Origin of the sequence: Pseudomonas tructae (assembly GCF_004214895.1) — a bacterium.
In the GTDB taxonomy this organism is placed as follows: Bacteria; Pseudomonadota; Gammaproteobacteria; order Pseudomonadales; family Pseudomonadaceae; genus Aquipseudomonas; species Aquipseudomonas tructae.
The window spans coordinates 700,920-717,177 of the sequence record NZ_CP035952.1 but is presented as its reverse complement, the minus strand read 5'-3'; the positions used below and the strand labels follow the sequence as shown (position 1 = coordinate 717,177).

The 16,258-nt window shown below is 61.5% G+C and carries 13 protein-coding genes and 1 pseudogene; 4 read left to right on the top strand and 10 right to left on the bottom strand.

The window, feature by feature from the left end; translation table 11 throughout:
- Nucleotides 1-59 precede the first annotated feature (59 nt).
- The 3 genes from hutU to hutC all read right to left on the bottom strand — a co-directional run bounded on the left by hutU (nt 60) and on the right by hutC (nt 3,314).
- A complete protein-coding gene (gene hutU, locus EXN22_RS03320) occupies nt 60-1,739 on the bottom strand; it encodes a urocanate hydratase (RefSeq protein ID WP_130262620.1) in 1,680 nt (559 codons plus the stop codon).
- A gap of 298 nt (nt 1,740-2,037) precedes the next feature.
- Nucleotides 2,038-2,607, bottom strand: a complete 570-nt coding sequence (locus EXN22_RS03315) for a HutD/Ves family protein (RefSeq protein WP_130262618.1) — start codon at nt 2,605-2,607, stop codon at nt 2,038-2,040.
- A complete protein-coding gene (hutC, locus tag EXN22_RS03310; RefSeq protein ID WP_177414056.1) occupies nt 2,604-3,314 on the bottom strand; it encodes a histidine utilization repressor in 711 nt (236 codons plus the stop codon). Before hutC ends, EXN22_RS03315 begins: the two co-directional genes overlap by 4 nt.
- Nucleotides 3,315-3,457: 143 nt before the next feature.
- On the opposite strand from hutC, the gene EXN22_RS03305 reads away from it, so the two are divergent.
- Nucleotides 3,458-4,822, top strand: coding sequence for a formimidoylglutamate deiminase (locus tag EXN22_RS03305; RefSeq protein WP_130262614.1), 1,365 nt, complete (start codon nt 3,458-3,460; stop codon nt 4,820-4,822).
- Nucleotides 4,823-4,860: 38 nt separating this feature from the next.
- Here EXN22_RS03305 and EXN22_RS03300 read toward each other — a convergent pair whose 3' ends face one another.
- Both EXN22_RS03300 and bamE read right to left on the bottom strand, forming a co-directional pair.
- Complete coding sequence (locus tag EXN22_RS03300) at nt 4,861-5,436, bottom strand: lipocalin family protein (protein WP_130262612.1); 576 nt, start codon at nt 5,434-5,436, stop codon at nt 4,861-4,863.
- The gene (gene bamE, locus EXN22_RS03295; protein WP_130262610.1) at nt 5,433-5,687 is read right to left on the bottom strand and encodes an outer membrane protein assembly factor BamE domain-containing protein; all 255 of its coding nucleotides are present in this window, start codon (nt 5,685-5,687) and stop codon (nt 5,433-5,435) included. Before bamE ends, EXN22_RS03300 begins: the two co-directional genes overlap by 4 nt.
- A gap of 234 nt (nt 5,688-5,921) precedes the next feature.
- Here bamE and EXN22_RS26575 point away from each other — a divergent pair.
- Both EXN22_RS26575 and EXN22_RS26570 read left to right on the top strand, forming a co-directional pair.
- Nucleotides 5,922-6,911 (top strand): annotated as a pseudogene (locus tag EXN22_RS26575) (cache domain-containing protein); the annotation flags it as partial.
- Between the two features lie 72 nt (nt 6,912-6,983).
- The gene (locus tag EXN22_RS26570) at nt 6,984-7,814 is read left to right on the top strand and encodes a methyl-accepting chemotaxis protein (RefSeq protein ID WP_407691957.1); all 831 of its coding nucleotides are present in this window, start codon (nt 6,984-6,986) and stop codon (nt 7,812-7,814) included.
- 74 nt (nt 7,815-7,888) lie between these two features.
- Here EXN22_RS26570 and EXN22_RS03285 read toward each other — a convergent pair whose 3' ends face one another.
- From EXN22_RS03285 to EXN22_RS03275, 3 genes are all read right to left on the bottom strand, one after another.
- A complete protein-coding gene (locus EXN22_RS03285; protein WP_130262606.1) occupies nt 7,889-8,485 on the bottom strand; it encodes a DUF924 family protein in 597 nt (198 codons plus the stop codon).
- Between the two features lie 3 nt (nt 8,486-8,488).
- On the bottom strand, nt 8,489-9,499 hold the full coding sequence (locus EXN22_RS03280; protein ID WP_130262604.1) for a class 1 fructose-bisphosphatase: 1,011 nt from the start codon (nt 9,497-9,499) through the stop codon (nt 8,489-8,491).
- 142 nt (nt 9,500-9,641) lie between these two features.
- A complete protein-coding gene (locus EXN22_RS03275) occupies nt 9,642-12,092 on the bottom strand; it encodes a glycogen/starch/alpha-glucan phosphorylase (protein ID WP_130262602.1) in 2,451 nt (816 codons plus the stop codon).
- A gap of 199 nt (nt 12,093-12,291) precedes the next feature.
- Here EXN22_RS03275 and EXN22_RS03270 point away from each other — a divergent pair, with 199 nt between their 5' ends.
- Nucleotides 12,292-12,699 (top strand): YkgJ family cysteine cluster protein, encoded by a 408-nt coding sequence (locus tag EXN22_RS03270; RefSeq protein ID WP_130262600.1) that lies wholly within the window; start codon nt 12,292-12,294, stop codon nt 12,697-12,699.
- 137 nt (nt 12,700-12,836) lie between these two features.
- Here EXN22_RS03270 and typA read toward each other — a convergent pair whose 3' ends face one another.
- Nucleotides 12,837-14,657, bottom strand: a complete 1,821-nt coding sequence (gene typA, locus EXN22_RS03265) for a translational GTPase TypA (RefSeq protein WP_130262598.1) — start codon at nt 14,655-14,657, stop codon at nt 12,837-12,839.
- 128 nt (nt 14,658-14,785) lie between these two features.
- A complete protein-coding gene (gene thiI / locus EXN22_RS03260) occupies nt 14,786-16,240 on the bottom strand; it encodes a tRNA uracil 4-sulfurtransferase ThiI (RefSeq protein ID WP_130262596.1) in 1,455 nt (484 codons plus the stop codon).
- Between the last annotated feature and the right edge of the window lie 18 nt (nt 16,241-16,258).

The following is a 16,258-nucleotide window of genomic DNA, read 5'->3' as shown; positions in this document are numbered from 1 at the left end:
TCCGTACTCGTGAGGCGTATGCGCCTGCATAGATATCAGTATCAACTATTTAACGAAGATCAGCCGGTGATCATCGGCAGGTTCAAGCCTTGATCCTTCGCACAATCGATGGCGATCTGATAACCGGCATCGGCGTGACGCATGACACCGGTGGCCGGGTCGTTGTGCAGTACGCGAGCGATACGCTCGGCCGCTTCATCTGTACCGTCGCAGACAATGACCATGCCCGAGTGCTGGGAGAAGCCCATGCCAACGCCACCACCGTGGTGCAGGGACACCCAGGTCGCGCCACTGGCGGTGTTGAGCAGGGCGTTGAGCAGCGGCCAGTCGGAGACGGCATCGGAGCCATCTTGCATCGATTCGGTTTCACGGTTCGGGCTGGAGACGGAGCCGGAGTCCAGGTGATCGCGGCCGATGACGATCGGTGCCGACAACTCGCCGCTGCGCACCATTTCGTTGAACGCAAGGCCAAGCTTGGCACGCAGACCCAGGCCGACCCAGCAGATACGTGCTGGCAAGCCCTGGAAGCTGATGCGCTCGCGGGCCATGTCCAGCCAGTTGTGCAGGTGGGCGTCGTCGGCGATCAGTTCCTTGACCTTGGCGTCGGTCTTGTAGATGTCTTCGGCGTTGCCCGACAGCGCAGCCCAACGGAACGGACCGATACCGCGGCAGAACAGCGGACGGATGTAAGCCGGGACGAAGCCTGGGAAGTCGAAGGCATTGCTCACGCCCTCTTCCTTGGCCATTTGACGGATGTTGTTGCCGTAGTCGAAGGTCGGGATGCCTTGCTTCTGGAAATCCAGCATGGCTTGAACGTGTACGGCCATGGACTGTTTGGCAGCCTTGACCACAGCGGCCGGCTCGGTCTGCGCGCGGTCGCGGTATTGCTCCCAGGTCCAGCCGGCTGGCAGGTAACCGTTGAGTGGGTCGTGGGCGCTGGTCTGGTCGGTGACCATGTCCGGACGCACGCCACGCTTGACCAGCTCAGGCAGGATTTCAGCAGCGTTGCCCAGCAGGGCGATGGAGATGGCCTTGCCTTCGGCGGTGTACTTGGCGATGCGTGCCAGGGCGTCATCCAGGTCCTTGGCTTGCTCGTCGACGTAACGGCTGCTCAGGCGGAAGTCGATACGGCTCTGCTGGCATTCGATGTTCAGCGAGCAAGCACCGGCAAGCGTTGCCGCCAGTGGCTGCGCGCCGCCCATGCCGCCGAGGCCTGCGGTCAGTACCCACTTGCCCTTGAGGCTGCCGTTGTAGTGCTGGCGACCGGCTTCGACGAAGGTTTCATAGGTGCCTTGAACGATGCCCTGGCTGCCGATGTAGATCCAGCTACCGGCGGTCATCTGACCGTACATGGCCAGGCCCTTGGCATCCAGTTCGTTGAAGTGTTCCCAGTTGGCCCAGTGCGGCACCAGGTTGGAGTTGGCGATCAGCACGCGTGGGGCGTTGCTGTGGGTCTTGAACACGCCGACCGGCTTGCCGGACTGCACCAGCAGGGTCTCGTCGTCGTTCAGGTTGGTCAGGCTCTCGACGATCTTGTCGTAGCACTCCCAGTTACGCGCGGCACGGCCGATACCGCCGTAGACCACCAGCTCTTTCGGGTTTTCGGCGACTTCCGGGTCGAGGTTGTTCATCAGCATGCGCAACGGCGCTTCAGTCAGCCAGCTTTTGGCGGTCAGCTTGTTGCCGCGCGCTGCGCGGATTTCGACGTCACGGAATTTCTTGAAATTGTTGTCAGTCACGGAAATAGCTCCTCAGCGATCGGTCCAGAGCAACCCAGGCATTGGGTGGGTCATGGCGCTTATACAAACACATCTTTACTTGTATGTACAAGCATAGGCAATTGAAATGCCAACTCCCCTCCGACGTCGCTAAAGCGCTGCCAAGGCAGGTGCTAGAGCCCCGCAGTGCGCGGGCTGTGGCGCGATAAAAAAATTCAGGGGAGATGAACGGTCAAGTCAAGGGGACCAGTGGCGTTGCACCACTTTGGGTCAATCGGTAACAGCCCCGGCCGCAGTGTGCGGCCGAGGTGTAACAACGTCAGCGCGGGGTCAACTCGATCAGGCAGCAACGCCCCTGAATGTTCAAGGTCCGCAGGCCCTGGTTGCCCTCCAGGTGCAGGCAATCATGACGCCCGAGCAACTGCGCGCTTTCGTCCAGCACCACCTCGACCTGAGCGGCCACGGCGAACAACAGCAGGGTCGAGGCCGAACTGAACACCCGCTGACTACCATCGAGCCACTGCAGGCGAGCACAGTAACGCTCGGGGGAATAGATCAGGTTGAAGTCGCGAATCGAGCCCCCGAGCAGGCTGCAACTGACCTGGCTCTCACCGCTGAAGGCGAAGGCATCGAACGGCAGCAGCGGCCGCGTTGGCTGGCCGTCAACCTGCAGGCGCATGCCCTCGCCCTCCAGCACAGTGATGATCCGCTGATACCCGGCAAAACTGGAAAAACCTCCCGACTCGCTGATATCGGCAATCGACAGGCGCCAACCAAAGCCATCCAGGCCGACTCCGGCATCGCGGGTGATTTCTTCGGTACTGCCACCGCCGTTCTTCCAGGGCATGCGGGGATAGTCTTTGGCGCGTAATACCTGCAACTGGCTCATTTGCTGAAGCGTCCTTCAAGACGATGACGGGATCCGGGGTGAATCAGACGAGCGGCAGTCACCGGCTGACGGCCCGACCAGGTACGGCGGCGGATCAGCAGGCACGGCTCGCCCTGTTCGATTTGCAGCAGGCGGCATTCCTCCGGCTCGGCGAGGATCGCTTCGACCACATGCTCGCCCTCGGTCAGGGGCGCCACCTGTGACAGGTAGGCATAGGGCGTCTGCCGGGTGAAGTCCTGGCGCAGGTAATCGGGCGCCACGGCGGCATTGACGAAGCGGTCTTCGATTTGTACGGCAACGTCGTTCTCGTAATGCACGATCAACGAGTGGAACACCCTTTGACCTTCACGCATGTCCAGGGCCAGGGCCCGCTCGGAGCCCGCGGCCTCTTCGGCGAGAATGACCACCTGGCAAGTATGCTGGTGGCCACGGGCGGCGATTTCATCGGCTATGTTATTGACCTCGAACAAGGCTGAACGGGTCTTGGGCTCGGCCACGAACGTACCGACGCCTTGCATGCGCACCAGCAGACCTTCGGCGGTCAGCTCACGCAGGGCGCGGTTGATGGTCATGCGGCTGAAGCCCAGCTGGTTGACCAGCTCGCTCTCAGACGGCACCCGATGATGCGGCGGCCAGCTGCCATTCTGGATCTGCTGGGCGATCATTTGTTTGACCCGGGCGTACAGCGGCGCCGGACCCTCGCCCATCTGGGCAACCAGCGCGGAGACAGGAGGTGTCGGCACGGAAAATATCCTTGTTCGGTTGAATGAACGGTAGCTTGCCGGAGTTTACCCAGCAGGCAAACGTCTGTATATGTATATACAAATAATCACAACGAGGTGCTGCGCCGATGTCCGTCTTCTTTGCCGAACGTGCTTTGCTGCCTACAGGCTGGGCCGAAAACGTCCGAATCGAGGTCGGCGCCGACGGCCTGCTGACCAGTATCCAGGCCAACGCATCGGCCGCAGGCACCGAGCGCCTGGCCGGGCCATTGCTGCCAGGCATGCCCAACCTGCACTCGCACGCCTTTCAGCGCGCCATGGCCGGGCTTGCGGAAGTGGCCGGCAACCCCAATGACAGCTTCTGGACCTGGCGCGAGCTGATGTACCGTCTGGTCGGCAAGATCAGCCCTGAACAGCTAGAGGTCATCGCCCGCCAGCTGTACATCGAGATGCTCAAAGCCGGCTATACCTCGGTCGCAGAATTCCATTATGTTCACCATGACACCCAAGGCCAGGCTTACGCCGACCCTGCGGAACTGTCCCTGCGCATCAGTGCCGCCGCCCGCGCAAGCGGCATCGGCCTGACCCTGCTGCCCGTGCTCTACAGCCACTCGGGCTTCGGCGGGCAAACGCCCAACGAAGGCCAGCGGCGCTTTATCAACAGCACACAACAATACCTCGACCTGCAGGCGCGTCTGGCGCCGTTGCTCGCCGCGCAGCCCGCACAAGCGCTGGGCCTGTGCTTCCACTCCCTGCGCGCGGTAACCCCGGAACAGATCGCCCAGGTCATGGCTGCCAGCGACCGGGCGTGCCCTGTACATATCCATATCGCTGAACAGCAGAAAGAAGTCGACGACTGCCTGGCCTGGAGCGGGCGCCGACCTTTGCAGTGGCTGTATGAAAACACCGAAGTCGATCAACGCTGGTGCCTGGTGCACGCCACCCACGCCGAGCCCGACGAGGTCACCCTGATGGCCCGCAGCGGCGCAATTGCAGGCCTGTGCCTGACCACCGAGGCCAACCTGGGCGACGGTATTTTCCCGGCGGTGGACTACCTGGCCCAGGGCGGACGCTTGGGTATCGGCTCCGATAGCCATGTGTCATTGAGCGTGGTCGAGGAATTGCGCTGGCTGGAGTATGGTCAGCGCCTGCGCGACCAGCGGCGCAATCGGCTATATCGTGGCGATCAGCCGATGGTCGGCCGTACCCTGTTCGACGCCGCCTTGAGCGGTGGCGCACAAGCGCTGGGGCAGCCGATTGGTGAACTGGCAGTGGGCAAACGTGCGGACTGGCTGGTGCTTGATGGCAACGACCCGTACCTGGCCACAGCCAGTGGCGATGGTATCCTCAACCGCTGGCTGTTTGCCGGTGGTGACCGTCAGGTGCGCGATGTGATGGTCAACGGCCAGTGGGTCGTGCGCCAGGGCCGCCATGCCCAGGAAGAAGACAGCGCTCGGGCATTTGCGCATGTGCTGCGCAGCCTGTTGGGCTGATGGCGCCATCGCGGGGCAAGCCCGCTCCTACAAGGACCTCAGGGCTTGTGCGCAACCATGTCCTTGTCCGCCACCCGCCAGATCAGCCGCTGGGTGTCATAACCCTGCTGGCGCGCCTTGGCCAGTAGGCTTTCGCGCTGCAACGCCGGGATGGTCGGGGTACGCGAAAGTATCCACAGGTACTTTCGATCGGGATTGCCGACCAGCGCGGTCTGGTATTTGTCATCGACATAGAGGATCCAGTAGTCGCCCTTGGCAACCCCCGGCAGCAAGGTCGAGAACCAGTTGTCGAACTCCACCCAGAGCTTGTCGGTCTTGCCCGGCACTTGCGCCGTTGCCGTGCCACTGGCCTCCTGCCATTCACCGGCAAGGGTGCGGCAGCGGTTGAGCACGCCGACGCTACCATCGGGCTTCAAGTTGTAATGGGCTTCGGACTGGGCGCAGTCACGCTGGAAGTACATCGGCAAGCGCGCCAGTTCATACCACTTGCCCTGATAGCGCTTGAGGTCGACCCGCTCGACCGTTTTCGGCGCAAGCGAGCCCGCGCCAGAGCTGGCGCAGCCGCCCAGGATCAACCCGGCACACAACACCAGCAGCAGTTGCAATCGCTTCATTTCAAGCCCTGCCCGGAATACATCAGCACTTTGTCAGCGGCGTACTGGATGCTGATGAAGGATTTCTCGTCGCCCCAGGTGCAGCTGGACATGCCCAGTGCGCCCGAGCAATCGGTCGGCGCGCCCAGCAGTTTCTCGACCTCGACCTTGGTCATGCCGGACTTGAGCTGTGAGTAGTTTTCCTGGTTGATCTTGTTGCACGCAGTAAGGAACACGCACAAGGACAGCAGGGCGAGGGAACGCAACGACATGAAAGGTCACTCCTGGACATGAGGGTGCAGGCGCGATGGCCTACCGACAGCTTAGAAGGGAAAAAGCCCCTCCGGTTCCCGAGCACCAAGGCTTTGTTGACGTCAAACCCCCGCCATTGGTCGACTGGTGGGTTCTGCTATTAATCTTTTGCCCATAACGGACGACATAGGAAGGCGCTGCGACCGATTGCCGCGCCCCACCCGTTGACCCGCCTTGTGCAGACAGACCTCGCAATGACAAAAAACCTGAAGTTCAGCCACAAGATTCTGCTCGCCGCCGCCCTGGTGGTCGCTGTCGCCTTCACCTGCTTCATCCTGTTCAACGACTACCGCCAGCGCCAGACCCTGCGCAGCAACACCGAAGCCTCGATGCAGGAGCTCGGCAGCCTGACCAGCAGCAACATCCAGACCTGGCTGCAAAGCCGCATGCAGCTTCTGCAGTCGTTGTCCCAGCAGGTCGCCGTCGATGGCGCCAACAAAGACAGCCTGACGCGCAGCCTGAACCTGCCGGTCTACGGCAGCAATTTTCTGCTGACCTACTTCGGTGGCCAGGACGGCTACATGCAATCGGTACCGCTGGGTAATCGCGCCGCCGATTACGATCCAAGGGTTCGCGGCTGGTACAAGGCCGCCACCGGTGCTGGCCAGACCATCGTCACCGAGCCCTACATTTCGGTATCCGCCAACAAACTGGTGATCACCCTGGCTACCCCGGTGCAGCACCAGGGCCAACTGATCGGCGTCAACGGCGTGGACACTGACCTGGACAGCATCAGCGCAATCATCAACGCACTGAACTTCGACGGCCACGGCCAGGCCTTCATCGTCAACGGCGCCGGCAAGATCCTCGTGCACCCCAAAGCCGACCTGGTGCTGAAAAACCTCAGCGACGCCTACCCGCAAGCCACCCCGCAGGTCGGCAGCGGCCTGAAGGAAGCCGAACGTGACGGCCACCAGCAGTTCATCACCTTCACCAAGGTCAACGGTGTGCCTTCGGCTGACTGGTACGTGGCGCTGGAGCTTGACCAGGATTTCGCCTTCGCCATGCTCAGCGAACTGCGCACCTCTGCCGTGGTGGCCACAGTCATCGCTGTGCTGATCATCATTGCCCTGCTCGGCCTGCTGATTCGCGTGCTGATGGAGCCGCTGCATGTGATGGGACGGGCAATGCACGACATCGCCGAAGGTGAAGGCGACCTGACCCGACGCCTGCGCATCCATGGCCAGGACGAGTTCGGCAGCCTCGGCCAGTCGTTCAACCGCTTCGTCGAGCGTATCCACGAGTCGATCCGCGAAGTGGCCTCGGCCACCGGCCAGGTCAATGAAGTGGCCCAGCGTGTGGTCAGCGCCTCGAACGCCTCGATCCATAATGCCGACCAGCAGTCGAGCCGCACCAGCAGTGTTGCCGCCGCGATCAACCAACTGGGCGCCGCCGCCCAGGAAATCGCCCAGAACGCCGCCCTCGCCTCGCAGCACTCAAGCGACGCACGCAACCTGGCCGAACAAGGCCAGCAAGTGGTCGAGCAGACCATCGAGGTGATGAACCAGCTGTCGGAGAAGATCAGCGACTCGTGCAGCAACATCGAGACCCTCAATGCCAACACGGTCAACATCGGCCAGATTCTTGAGGTAATCAGCGGGATCTCCCAACAGACCAACCTGCTGGCCCTCAATGCCGCCATTGAAGCGGCCCGCGCCGGTGAGGCCGGACGTGGCTTTGCCGTGGTGGCTGACGAGGTACGCAACCTCGCCCACCGCACCCAGGACTCGGCGCAGCAGGTCCAGCGTATCATCGAAGAACTGCAGGCCGGCGCCCAGGTGGCGGTCAGCACCATGACCCAAAGCCAGAGCCACAGCCAGCACAGCGTCGGCATCGCCAACCAGGCCGGTGATCGGCTGGGCAGCGTGACCCAGCGCATTGGTGAAATCGACGGCATGAACCAGTCGGTGGCCACTGCCACCGAAGAGCAGACAGCCGTGGTCGAGTCGATCAATGTCGACATCACCGAGATCAATACGCTGAATCAGGAAGGGGTAGCGAACCTGCAGACAACCTTGCGCGCCTGCAATGACCTGGAGAATCAGGCCAATCGGTTGAAGCAGCTGGTGGGCAGTTTCAGGATCTGATTTGAAACTGATCGCGGGGCAAGCCCGCTCCTACAGAATATGTGGGAGCGGGCTTGCCCCGCGATGAATTCAACTCAGAACCTTGAGCCCGGCTCCAGCAGAAAATCCATCTCTTTATCGGTACTCGGCCGATTCAGAACCAGGTTGCGATGCGGGAAGCGGCCAAAGCGGGCAATCACTCGCTGGTGCTGCTCGGCGTAGTCGAGGAAACCCTCGAACAAGCGCCGATCGGCTTCGGGCTGGGCATCGAGCAGCAACTGATAACGCTTGACGCTGATGTTCTGCCAGTCCAGCACCTCGGCATGCTCCAGCACCAGCAGGATGAACACCCGCTGGATCGGCAGCAGCTGGAAGTCCCAGGCCTTGTCCAGGCCCTGCATCACCAGCACCTGGGCACGCCGGTCGCCATCGAAGGCGCGCGGTGTGTCGCGGTGGATCATGCGCGGCAGTTGGTCGAGCAGTAACACCAGGCCCAACCAGCCCTGCGGGCTTTGCAGCCACTCATCGAGGCCGCCGGCCAACGCCTGCTCGACCAGGTCGCCGAAGCGCTCGCGCGCTTCGTCGTCGTGGTGCTTGCCGAACCACAAGGTGCTCTTCTCGTCAGCCACATCCTGGGGGCTGGTGCCCCAGCCAAACCACCACTCCAGCAAAGGCTGCCAAGGTGCGAGCATGATTTACTCCTTGTGATAACCGGTAACGCGCTCGACTTCCTGCTTGGAGCCCAGGAACACCGCCACGCGCTGGTGCAGGCTCTCTGGCTGGATGTCGAGGATGCGCTGTTTGCCGTCGGTGGAAGCACCGCCGGCCTGTTCGATGATGAAGGACATCGGGTTGGCTTCGTACATCAGGCGCAGCTTGCCCGGCTTGGACGGCTCACGGGCGTCGCGCGGGTACATGAACAGGCCGCCACGGGTGAGGATGCGGTGCACATCGGCAACCATCGAGGCGATCCAGCGCATGTTGTAGTTCTTTTTCAGCGGACCGGTCTCACCGGCCAGCAGCTCGCCCACATAGCGGGTCACAGGCGCTTCCCAGTGACGCTGGTTGGACATGTTGATGGCGAATTCGGCGGTGGTTTCCGGCACCTGGATGTTCTCGTGGGTCAGCACGAAGCTGCCCAGCTCGCGGTCCAGGGTGAAGCCTTTGACACCGTTGCCCAGGGTCAGGATCAGCATGGTCTGCGGGCCGTAGATCGCATAACCGGCGGCAACCTGCTTGGTGCCTGGCTGCAGGAAGGCCTGCTCGTTGAGGCTTTCGTTCTGGCTCAGGTATTCGTTCGGGCAGCGCAGTACCGAGAAGATGGTGCCGACCGAGACGTTGACGTCGATGTTCGACGAGCCGTCCAGCGGGTCGAATACCAGCAGGTAGGCACCTTTGGGGTATTTGCCCGGGATCTGGTAGGCGTTGTCCATCTCTTCGGAGGCCATGCCGGCCAGGTGACCGCCCCACTCGTTGGCTTCGAGCAGGATGTCGTTGGAGATCACGTCCAGCTTCTTCTGCACTTCGCCCTGCACGTTTTCAGTGCCCATGCTGCCCAGAACACCGCCCAGCGCGCCTTTGGAGACGTTGTGGCTGATTTCCTTGCACGCACGCGCCACCACTTCGATCAGGAAGCGCAGATCGGCAGGGGTACTGTTGCTGCGGGTCTGCTCAATCAAATAGCGACTCAGGGTAACGCGGGACATGTAAGGCTCCGAAGGAAGGGGGTAATAAAAACCCACGCAGTTTACAGGGAGAGTGAAGCGCTAGCGAGCAATCAGACACGCTTGGCCGATCAGACGGCACATCGGCCCGAGAGTTCACCCCTCCCGGGCCGGCCCTTGAAGCTTAGTCGAGGGCTTTCCAGATTTCGGTCGCGTACTCGCGGATGGTCCGGTCCGAGGAGAACCAGCCCATGCGCGCGGTGTTGAGCACCGCCATGCGCCACCACTGCCGGGGCTCCTGCCACAGCGCTTCGACGCGCAACTGCGCCTCCCAATAAGCGTCGAAATCGGCGCACAACAGAAAGCGGTCATAGGCCACCAACGAATCGACCAGGCCGACGTAGCGGGCCGGGTCATCGGGTGAAAACACGCCGCCGCGAATGGCCTGGAGCACATCGTTGAGCCGATGGGAGGCGCCGATCGCGGCACTGGCGCCAAAATCACCGCTGCGCTTGCGCGCCTCCACCTGCTGGGAGGTGAGGCCGAAGATGAACATGTTCTGCGCCCCCACCTGCTCGCACATCTCGACGTTGGCGCCGTCCAGGGTGCCAATGGTCAGCGCGCCATTGAGGCCGAACTTCATGTTGCTGGTGCCGGAGGCTTCGTAACCGGCGGTGGAAATCTGCTCGGAGAGGTCCGCCGCCGGGATAATGCTCTCGGCCAGGCTGACGTTGTAGTTGGGCAGGAACACCACCTTTAGCAGGCCGCGTACGGTCGGGTCGTTGTTGACCACCTTGGCGATGTCGTTGCTCAGTTTGATGATCAGCTTGGCCTGGTGATAGCTGGCGGCGGCCTTGCCGGCGAAGATTTTCACCCGCGGCGCCCAGCCGGTGCCGGGTTCGGCACGGATCGCCTGGTACAGGGCCACGGTGTGCAGCAGGTTGAGCAACTGCCGCTTGTACTCGTGGATACGTTTGACCTGCACATCGAACATCGCTTCGGGGTTGAGGGTGATGCCCAGGCGCTCCTGGATAAGGCTGGCCAGGGCCCTTTTGCTGTGCAGGCGCTGGGCAGCGAACTGCTTGCAGAACGATGCCTTGTCGGCAAACGGTTCAAGGTCGCGCAGCCGCCCTTGCGGGTCATCGAGTACCTCGGCGCCCAGGGCCTCGACCAGCATGCCGGTGAGTTGCGGGTTGGCCTGGAACAACCAGCGACGGAAGGTGATGCCGTTGGTCTTGTTGTTGATCCGCTCGGGGTAGAGCTTGTGCATTTCGGCGAACACCGTGCTGCGCATCAGCTTGCTGTGCAGCGCCGACACGCCGTTGACGCTGTGCGAACCGAGGAACGCCAGATTCCCCATGCGCACCCGCCGGCCGTTGTCTTCCTCGATCAGCGAAACCGCCCGCAACACGTCGAAGTCATGGATGCCCTTGGCGCGCAAGGCATCAATATGAAAGGCGTTGATCAGGTAGATGATCTGCATGTGCCGCGGCAGCATGCGCTCCATCAGGCCCACCGGCCAGGTCTCCAGGGCTTCGGGCAAGAGCGTGTGGTTGGTGTAGGCCAGGGTCTCGACGGTCAGTTGCCAGGCGGTGTCCCACGGCACTTCGTGCTGATCGACCAGCAGGCGCATCAGCTCGGCAACGGCAATCGAAGGGTGGGTATCGTTGAGCTGGATCGCTGCTTGCTGCGGCAGGTTGAGCAGGCTGTCGTGCATGTTCAGGTGCCGGCGCAGCAAGTCCTGAAGCGAGGCAGAAACAAAAAAATACTCCTGGCGCAGGCGCAACTCCTGGCCGGCCTCGGTGCTGTCGGCCGGGTACAGCACCCGCGAGATACTCTCGGCCCGCGCCACTTCGGCCACCGCACCGAGATGGTCGCCGGCGTTGAAACGCTCCAGGTGCAGTTCCTCCAGCGCCCGCGCCCGCCACAGGCGCAAGGTGTTGACGCTGGCGCCGCGCCAGCCGACCACCGGCGTATCGTAGGCCACCGCGCGCACGGTCTCTGCCGGCCACCACACCTGGCGTGGCTGGCCTGCGGTGTCGTGCACGGTTTCGACGCTGCCGCCAAAGCTGATCGGATAGATCACTTCGGCCCGCTCGAACTCCCAGGGGTTGCCAAAGTCCAGCCAGTTCTCGGTCTGCTCCTGCTGCCAGCCATCGACCACCGCCTGGCGGAACAGGCCATGCTCGTAACGAATACCGTAGCCATGGGCGGCAATGCCCAGGGTCGACATGCTCTCCATGAAACAGGCCGCCAGGCGCCCCAGGCCACCGTTACCCAGCGCCGCATCGGGCTCCAGTAGACGGATGCGCTCAAGGTCGACGTTGAGCCCGTCCAGCGCCTCGCGGGCGACATCCAGCAAGCCCAGGTTGCTCAGGCTGTCGTACAGCAGGCGGCCGATGAGGAACTCCAGCGACAGGTAGTACACGCGCTTCTGGCTTTTGCGGTAGATCTGCCGGGTGTGGTCCATCCAGTGATCGACCATGTGATCGCGGGCGGCCAGGGCAATGGCTTCGAACCAGTCGTGGTCGAAGGCGTGCTCCGGGTCCTTGCCGACCGCGTAGGTCAATTTATCCAGCACAGCGGTGCGAAAAGCGGCCACCTCTGCGTCACGAGCGAACGGTTCCTGAGACATGCGACGTCCTCGGGCAAGTTGACGAAAGCGGATGGAGATTTGTCAGCCTAGACCGTTCGACACAGAGCGACAGCGCGGGTTCTGGAGTTTCTGTGCAAAAGCGGCAGCCGTTGGCGTGGCAACCGGCAAATGGTTGTTCACATTTTGACCAACTCCGGTATGATCGCGCGCCAACTAGAACATCTAAAACCTGAGCCTGATGAAACCGACCCTGATTGCCGCCGCCGAAGTCGACCGACTGGAGACCTGGCAGAAGTACCAAAGCCATATGTGCGGGGGCTGCAATTCGACCTGCTGCACATTAGCAACAGAAGTGAAAATCAAAGACCTGATCCGCATGGGTGTAGTGGATGAGTTCGAGCAAGGCGACCCGCCGAAGAACATCGCCAAACGCTTGCAGAAGGACGGGATCATCCAGCGCTTCAACCAGAAGTCGGGCATTTTCACCCTGACTCAGTTGAGCAACGGCGATTGTCTGTACCTGGACCGCAAGAGCCGCCTGTGCACCATTTACGAGACACGCCCGGACACCTGCCGCAACCATCCACGGGTCGGACCGCGGCCGGGCTATTGCGCGTACATCCCAAAACCGGCAGCGCGCCGCTAGAAATCATCGCGGGGCAAGCCCGCTCCCACAGTGCTGAGCCTGTGGGAGCGGGCTTGCCCCGCGATTGTTTTACCAGACAAACAAAAACGCCCCCGGCCTTGCGACCGGGGGCGTTTTCATTCAGCTGGAACTAAGACTCAGTTCTTGGCTTTCTTGGCAGCGCGGGTACGCTCGCCTTCGTCGAGGATCTTCTTGCGCAGACGGATCGACTTAGGGGTCACTTCGCACAGCTCGTCGTCCTGGATGAATTCCAGAGCCTGTTCCAGGGTAAAGCGAACAGGTGGAACCAGGGCGATGGTTTCGTCTTTACCCGAAGCACGCATGTTGTCGAGCTTCTTGCCCTTGGTAGGGTTGACGCCCAGGTCGTTGTCGCGGCTGTTCAGGCCGACGATTTGACCGTTGTAGATCTCCTGACCGTGTTCAACGAACAGCTTGCCGCGCGCCTGCAGGGTTTCCAGGGAGTAGGTCAGGGCCTTGCCGGTTTCGACCGAAACCAGTACGCCGTTCTGACGACCGGACATGTGGCCGGACTTCATCGGAGCGTAGCGATCGAAGATCGAGGTCAGGATGCCTGCACCGTTGGTCAGGGTCAGGAACTGGTTACGGAAACCGATCAGACCACGGGCTGGAATGTTGTATTCCAGACGTACACGGCCCTTGCCATCCGGCACCATGTTGGTCAGGTCGCCTTTACGCAGACCCATTTCTTCCATGACCTTGCCCTGGGAATCTTCAGGGATATCGATGGTGACGTTCTCGAACGGTTCCTGCTTGGCGCCGTCGACTTCACGGATGATCACTTCCGGACGACCAACGCCCATTTCGAAGCCTTCGCGACGCATGGTTTCGATCAGAACCGACAGGTGCAGCTCACCACGGCCGGAAACCTTGAACTTGTCAGCCGAGTCGCCTTCTTCAACGCGCAGTGCAACGTTGTACAGCAGCTCTTTGTCCAGACGTTCCTTGATGTTACGGGAAGTCACGAACTTGCCTTCTTTACCGCAGAACGGCGAGTCGTTGACTTGGAAGGTCATGGAAACGGTTGGCTCGTCAACGGTCAGCGGCTTCATCGCTTCGACCGCGTCCGGGGCGCACAGGGTGTCGGAGATGAACAGCTCGTCGAAACCGCTGATGCAGACGATGTCGCCAGCCTGGGCTTCTTCGACGTCAACGCGATGCAGGCCGTGGTGACCCATCAGCTTGAGGATACGACCGTTACGCTTCTTGCCGTCGGTGTCGATGGCAACAACCGGAGTGTTCGGCTTGACACGACCACGGGCAATACGGCCAACGCCGATAACACCGAGGAAGCTGTTGTAGTCCAGCGCCGAGATTTGCATCTGGAACGGGCCGTCACGGTCAACCGCTGGCGCTGGTACGTTGTCGACGATCGACTGGTACAGCGGGGTCATGTCTTCGGCCATTTCGGTGTGGTCCAGACCGGCAATGCCGTTCAGGGCCGAGGCGTAGACGACTTTGAAGTCCAGCTGTTCGTCGGTAGCACCGAGGTTGTCGAACAGGTCGAAGATCTGGTCCAGAACCCAGTCAGGACGCGCGCCTGGACGGTCGACCTTGTTGATGACCACGATTGGACGCAGGCCGGCTTCGAAGGCCTTCTTGGTCACGAAACGGGTTTGCGGCATAGGGCCGTCTTGGGCATCGACCAGCAGCAGTACCGAGTCGACCATCGACATTACACGCTCAACCTCGCCACCGAAGTCGGCGTGGCCGGGGGTGTCGACGATGTTGATGTGGTAGCCGTTCCAGTTGATGGCGGTGTTTTTCGCCAGAATGGTAATACCGCGCTCTTTTTCCTGGTCGTTGGAGTCCATGACGCGCTCGTCGTTGAGCTCGTTACGCTCCAGAGTGCCGGACTGACGCAGGAGTTTGTCGACCAGGGTGGTTTTACCATGGTCAACGTGGGCGATGATGGCGATGTTACGCAGATTTTCGATCACGTGTGTATCTCGATCAGAGGATTCGGGTTGCCGCCCAGTCTAGGCGGCCAATATGAATGAATGGCGCTCAACGGGCCCGTAGGTCGGGAGGGCGATGGCGGATGCTCCCGCCATATAGCCCCGGCGTCTTATGTCGGACGATAAACGCGCACATTGGCATGTCCCTCACTGAGCAAATGGTGGGCATGCAGGCGACTCATTACCCCCTTGTCGCAATACAGCAGGTACTGGCGCGTGGCATCCAGCTCCTTGAAGCGACTGTTCAGGGCGTAGAACGGCAAGGCCTTGACCTCGATGCCGTCCAGTTCCAGGGGCTGGTCTTCCTGGGCATCGGGGTGGCGAATGTCGATCACCACCTGCCCGGCCAGCGCCTGGCTGACTTCTTCGATCTGAATATCTTCGCTGAGTTCATCGATCACGTGGTCGATGGAGATCAGGCGGGCGCGCTCCAGGGCGCGCTCGAGCACCGCCATGTCGAACTGCTTCTCTTCATAGTCGAGGCGATGACGCTTGGCGCAGGTGGTCGGGTTCACCGAGATCACGCCGCAGTATTCAGGCATGTGCTTGGCAAACTCGGCGGTGCCGATCTGCTGGGCCAGGTCGATGATGTCCTGCTTGTGGCTGGCCAGCAGCGGGCGCAGTACCAGCTTCTCGGTGGCCGAATCGATCACCGCAAGGTTGGGCAGGGTCTGGCTCGACACCTGGGAAATCGCTTCACCGGTCACCAGGGCGTCGATCTGCAGACGGTCGGCGATGTTGGTCGCCGCACGCAGCATCATGCGCTTGAGGGTCACGCCCATGTAGCTGTTGTCGACCTTGCCAAGGATCTCGCCAACCACTTCTTCGAACGGCACGCTGACGAACAAAACGCGCTGGCTGCTGCCGTACTTCTTCCACAGGTAGTGAGCGACTTCCATCACCCCCAGTTCGTGGGCGCGGCCGCCAAGGTTGAAAAAGCAGAAGTGGGTCATCAGGCCGCGGCGCATCATCTGGTAGGCGGCGACCGTGGAGTCGAAACCACCGGACATCAGCACCAGGGTCTGTTCCAGAGCACCCAGCGGGTAGCCGCCGATGCCTTTGTGCTGGTTGTGGATAACGTACAGGCGCTTGTCGCGCACCTCGATACGCACCTCCACTTCCGGGGTACGCAGGTCAATACCGGCGGCGCCGCACTGCTGGCGCAACTGGCTGCCAACGTAGCGGTCAACGTCCATCGAGCTGAAATCGTGGTGGCCGCCGCGCTTGCAGCGTACGGCAAAGCGCTTGCCGGCCAGCAGGTGGCCAAAGTGCTGCTTGCACTTGGCGACGATGTCGTCGAAGTCACCCAGCGGGTATTCGTCGACCTGCAGGAAGTGGGCAATGCCCGGCATGCAGGTCAGACGCTCGGTCATCTCGCGCAGGACTTTCTCGTCCTCGATGTGAGTGATCACTTCGAGGTTATCCCAGACACCATTAACCGCGAGCGCAGGATCGAGGTCCTTGAGCACGTTGCGGATGTTGCGGGCCAGCTGACGGATGAAGCGCTTGCGAACCGGCCGGCTCTTGATGGTGATCTCTGGGAAGACTTTTACGATTAGTTTCATGAAAAACAGCGCGCGCGA